The sequence below is a fragment of the Spirulina sp. CS-785/01 genome (assembly GCF_028330525.1).
Taxonomy (GTDB): domain Bacteria; phylum Cyanobacteriota; class Cyanobacteriia; order Cyanobacteriales; family Spirulinaceae; genus JAQMSD01.
Window position 1 is genome coordinate 1 of sequence record NZ_JAQMSD010000008.1, and the last position, 3,614, is coordinate 3,614.

Sequence of the window (3,614 nt, forward strand, 5' to 3'; positions counted from 1 at the left end):
ACTGGTAATGAAAGCAGAATATGATTTTAGTCACGGAAAACGAGGCGCAATTACTCCAAAGCTACCCGGTCAAACGCGCATCACCTTACAATTAGATGAAGACGTATTAGCTTGGTTTCGAGAACAAGTGCATTTAACTGGCGGGGGAGACTATCAAACTTTAATCAATGAAGCCTTACGTCAACATATCCAGCAACGTCAGGAGTCTTTAGAAGATACATTACGTCGTGTGTTACGAGAGGAACTCAAGCGAGTGGAGCAATAAGATATTTTCATCTTGATCGAAGTTCTGATCTTTTAGATTAACTAGAATAAAATTAAGCATTCACACTATTATAGTATAGCATTATGTCCCAACTAACTCTACAACTAACAGTCGAGCAAATTATTGAACTCATCCAGCAACTGTCTCCCGAAGAGCAACCAAAAATTATGGCTGTTTTACAAAATCCTTGGCTCAAAATGGCTGGTAAGTATAAAAATGATTCCCAGTTTGAGGAAATGCTGAATTATATTGAAGAATATCGTCTGACTATTTAATGCTTCATTCAATATCTACTCAATTAAATAAATGAATTTAAAAAAGGAAAATGAAAATCATAAAAACTAAAGGAATTATAGAAAACGGTCAAGTTAAAGCTACGCTTAATGAAGATTGTAGCGATAGTGAAGTCGATGTTATTGTTGTGGCTAAAGATGAACCAGATGAGTTTGATCAGCGTTATCAAATGATGATTGAAAAAGGTTATGATACTCCAGAAAAGGTACATCAGTTAATTCAGCAGGTCAAACTAGAAATGCTAAAAGAAAAAGGAAGGGCTTAGTCTTTTTTAAAATGTCTAAATTGAAAAGAGTTTTTTTAGACACTAATATTTTTATTATTGGTGATGCAGATCAAACCAGTCCAGATAGTTTAATTTTAGAAGCATTAGGATATAGAGAAAAGTCTCCTAGTTTAAACGCTGAAGTTATTTTATCAGATGAGCTTTTAGAACAAATTTGACGAGTCAGTAAATATTTATATGGCAAAGATCAAGCGGGTCAAATTATTGCTAATATTTGGCAGTGGCTCAACATTTTTTATGTGCCTTCTACCCTAGATTGGTCTGAGGAAAAAGCTCAGTTAATTAATGCTAATAGCATTCCTTCGGAAGATATTGAAATTTATCTCTCTGCAAAATATGGAGAGGCAGATTGCTTTGTGTCGGGGAATCGTGCATTAATTCAGGCGATCGCAGCGTTTCAATGTTTCACCCCAGAGGCTTTTATTCAGACTTATTTACCACAAACCCAATGATAAGCGATAAATCGCGCTGCCGAGTCTTGACATTACAAAACAAGCGGTTAAACTGGAAACACTGATAAACTCATCCAGCCTTACAACAATAAATCATGGTGAGATTTTCCCGTCGTCAATTCCTGCAAGCGGCAGGGGCTGCCTTCACTACTTGGGGTCTGTGAGAGAATGGGACTTGTTGCAGTTAGCGAACAATTAGTAATATAAAATCCGGATAATTATGCTTAATAAAAAATAGGGAGCGAGACGCTCCCACTCCTGAATCGTATCATCTTTCACTCTATTAATTGTCTGGCTGTTCTGAATTCGTTCGGAACAGCTATTTCAGTCCGTTGCCGACGTTCGTTCTTCGCTTTGGGTGTTAACCCAAGGTATAGGGTTGAGCAACCGATGACCAATCAAGTCTAAATTAAGGCGGCAGTCGGAATCGAACCGACGATAAGGATTTTGCAGACCCCTGCCTTACCACTTGGCGATGCCGCCGCCAATTATCCGGTTTTCAATTATAGCGTTAATTGGCTGAAATTTACAAGCGTTCTTTTAAAGTCTTGTGCCAAACTCCACAATCGCCGTTACATCAACATCAAGGTAACTGGTGCGCAGTTGAATGAGCATTTCGTCGGAGAGATCGATTTGGTAGCCTGCGATGGTGTGATCCGGGATCAGGCTGTTATCGATTTCGCCTTCATCGGTTTGATTATAGGCGATGAAGTAGTTTTCACCGTTATAGCACCGGACTTCTTGGGTGAGTTGGTTTTCTAGGCAACGAACTCCCCCAACAGTTTCAATTTCTGAATCTAGATTGGCTTCTGTATAAATACGATCTTCTGGGTCCACCTTGACAAGGCTTTCACCGCCGCCGATGCCGCCAAATATCTCTTCGTTGGTGGGTTCGACGGGTTGGTAAAACCTAGGATCGTCGGAGGAGAGTTGCGGTTCTGCGATCGCATTCGCCCCAAATAGCATGATCCCACTGGCTGCCGTAACCAAAATAGATAATAAATTTTTCATATATCCTCTTTAGAGTTATTTAGTTTTGCTCCTATTCTTATGCTACTGAAAAAAGTACAGTTTTCAGCAAAAATGTTGTCAATCTCTAACAAAAGTTCTACAATGGTAAATTTGCTTAGTTGAAATTACGTGCAAATCCTGTTTCAAAAAGGTCAGTCCCTGCGATACCCTAGATCGAGTGACATTGAATAATCTGTTGCTCCAAACACCGTTATGACCTCAACCGTTTCTAGTCCTCCTCGCAACATCCGCATTGCCTCCCGTAAAAGCCAACTGGCCCTAGTCCAAACCCATTGGGTCCGGGACTTACTCCAGCAGCATTTCCCCAACCACGGCTTTGAAGTGGCCACCATGAGTACCCAAGGGGATAAAATCCTCGATGTGGCCCTCTCGAAAATTGGGGATAAGGGACTCTTTACCAAAGAATTAGAAGTCGGCCTCCTCAACCAAAGTGCAGACTTTGCCGTTCATTCTCTCAAAGACCTCCCCACCCATCTCCCGGAGGGGTTAATGTTAGGCTGTGTAACAGAACGGGTGGACCCGGCAGACGCATTGGTGGTTCACAGCAAACACCAAGATCAAACCTTGGAAACCTTACCCCCAGGGACAGTCATTGGGACTTCTTCCCTGCGTCGCTTGGCCCAACTGCGTCACCATTTACCCCACTTAGAATTTAAAGATATTCGGGGCAACTTAAACACGCGCCTACAAAAGCTGGATAATGGGGACTATGATGCCATTGTGCTGGCGGTAGCCGGATTAGAACGGTTAGGAATGGGCGATCGCATCCACCAAATCATCCCCTCCGAAATCTCCCTCCATGCCGTTGGCCAAGGGGCCCTAGGGATTGAATGTCGAGACGGGGATAGTGAAATTTTATCGGTATTAAGCGCGATCGAACACGAACCGACTAAACACCGTACCCTCGCCGAACGTGCCTTTCTGCGCGAATTAGAAGGCGGTTGTCAAGTCCCCATCGGGGTAAATACCGACATTACCAACAATACCCTCACCCTCACCGGAATGGTGGCCAGTTTAGACGGGAAACAACTCATCAAAGACAGTGTTTCCGGGACTCCCCAAGAGGCCGAAAAACTTGGCCTCGACTTAGCGGAAAATCTAAAAACCCGTGGGGCCAAAGAAATTCTCGCCGAAATTTTCGCCCAAATTCAATGACCCCCACCTACTTCGTGAGGTGGGGGAGTGGGGAGAGATAACCTTCCCGTAGCTGCGAATAGCTCTCCAGGGGTATTGCGGATTAACACTACTGGTCGTTTCTCTAGACCGGATTAGCTGTAAGGGGGCG

At 43.1% G+C, this 3,614-nt stretch carries 7 protein-coding genes and 1 tRNA gene; 6 read left to right on the top strand and 2 right to left on the bottom strand.

The features are described 5' to 3' along the window. Nucleotides 1-7 precede the first annotated feature (7 nt). The 5 genes from PN462_RS00330 (at nt 8) to PN462_RS00350 (ending at nt 1,297) form a co-directional block, all read left to right on the top strand. Entirely contained in the window at nt 8-265 is a 258-nt protein-coding gene (locus PN462_RS00330; protein WP_443029022.1) for a BrnA antitoxin family protein, read from the top strand. An 83-nt stretch (nt 266-348) separates the two neighbouring features. Beyond that, nucleotides 349-540, top strand: coding sequence for a hypothetical protein (locus PN462_RS00335; protein ID WP_272125819.1), 192 nt, complete (start codon nt 349-351; stop codon nt 538-540). Nucleotides 541-590: 50 nt separating this feature from the next. Beyond that, complete coding sequence (locus PN462_RS00340; protein ID WP_272125820.1) at nt 591-824, top strand: hypothetical protein; 234 nt, start codon at nt 591-593, stop codon at nt 822-824. 11 nt (nt 825-835) lie between these two features. Then, nucleotides 836-1,003 carry a hypothetical protein gene (locus PN462_RS00345; protein ID WP_272125821.1) on the top strand — a complete coding sequence of 56 codons (168 nt, stop codon included), beginning with the start codon at nt 836-838 and terminating at the stop codon, nt 1,001-1,003. Nucleotides 1,004-1,084: 81 nt separating this feature from the next. Next, entirely contained in the window at nt 1,085-1,297 is a 213-nt protein-coding gene (locus PN462_RS00350) for a hypothetical protein (protein WP_272125822.1), read from the top strand. Nucleotides 1,298-1,709: 412 nt separating this feature from the next. Here PN462_RS00350 and PN462_RS00355 read toward each other — a convergent pair. Both PN462_RS00355 and PN462_RS00360 read right to left on the bottom strand, forming a co-directional pair. Next, a tRNA-Cys gene (locus tag PN462_RS00355) sits at nt 1,710-1,780 on the bottom strand. A gap of 57 nt (nt 1,781-1,837) precedes the next feature. After that, nucleotides 1,838-2,308 (bottom strand): hypothetical protein, encoded by a 471-nt coding sequence (locus PN462_RS00360; RefSeq protein ID WP_272125824.1) that lies wholly within the window; start codon nt 2,306-2,308, stop codon nt 1,838-1,840. 213 nt (nt 2,309-2,521) lie between these two features. Between PN462_RS00360 and hemC the strand changes: the two genes are divergently transcribed. After that, nucleotides 2,522-3,484 carry a hydroxymethylbilane synthase gene (hemC, locus tag PN462_RS00365; protein WP_272125826.1) on the top strand — a complete coding sequence of 321 codons (963 nt, stop codon included), beginning with the start codon at nt 2,522-2,524 and terminating at the stop codon, nt 3,482-3,484. Nucleotides 3,485-3,614 lie beyond the last annotated feature (130 nt).

Coding starts and splice junctions, on each gene's coding strand:
- PN462_RS00330 (WP_443029022.1), top strand. CDS start 8: ATGAAAGCAGAATATGATTTTAGTCACGGAAAACGAGGCGCAATTACT.
- PN462_RS00335 (WP_272125819.1), top strand. CDS start 349: ATGTCCCAACTAACTCTACAACTAACAGTCGAGCAAATTATTGAACTC.
- PN462_RS00340 (WP_272125820.1), top strand. CDS start 591: ATGAAAATCATAAAAACTAAAGGAATTATAGAAAACGGTCAAGTTAAA.
- PN462_RS00345 (WP_272125821.1), top strand. CDS start 836: ATGTCTAAATTGAAAAGAGTTTTTTTAGACACTAATATTTTTATTATT.
- PN462_RS00360 (WP_272125824.1), bottom strand. CDS start 2,308: ATGAAAAATTTATTATCTATTTTGGTTACGGCAGCCAGTGGGATCATG.
- hemC (WP_272125826.1), top strand. CDS start 2,522: ATGACCTCAACCGTTTCTAGTCCTCCTCGCAACATCCGCATTGCCTCC.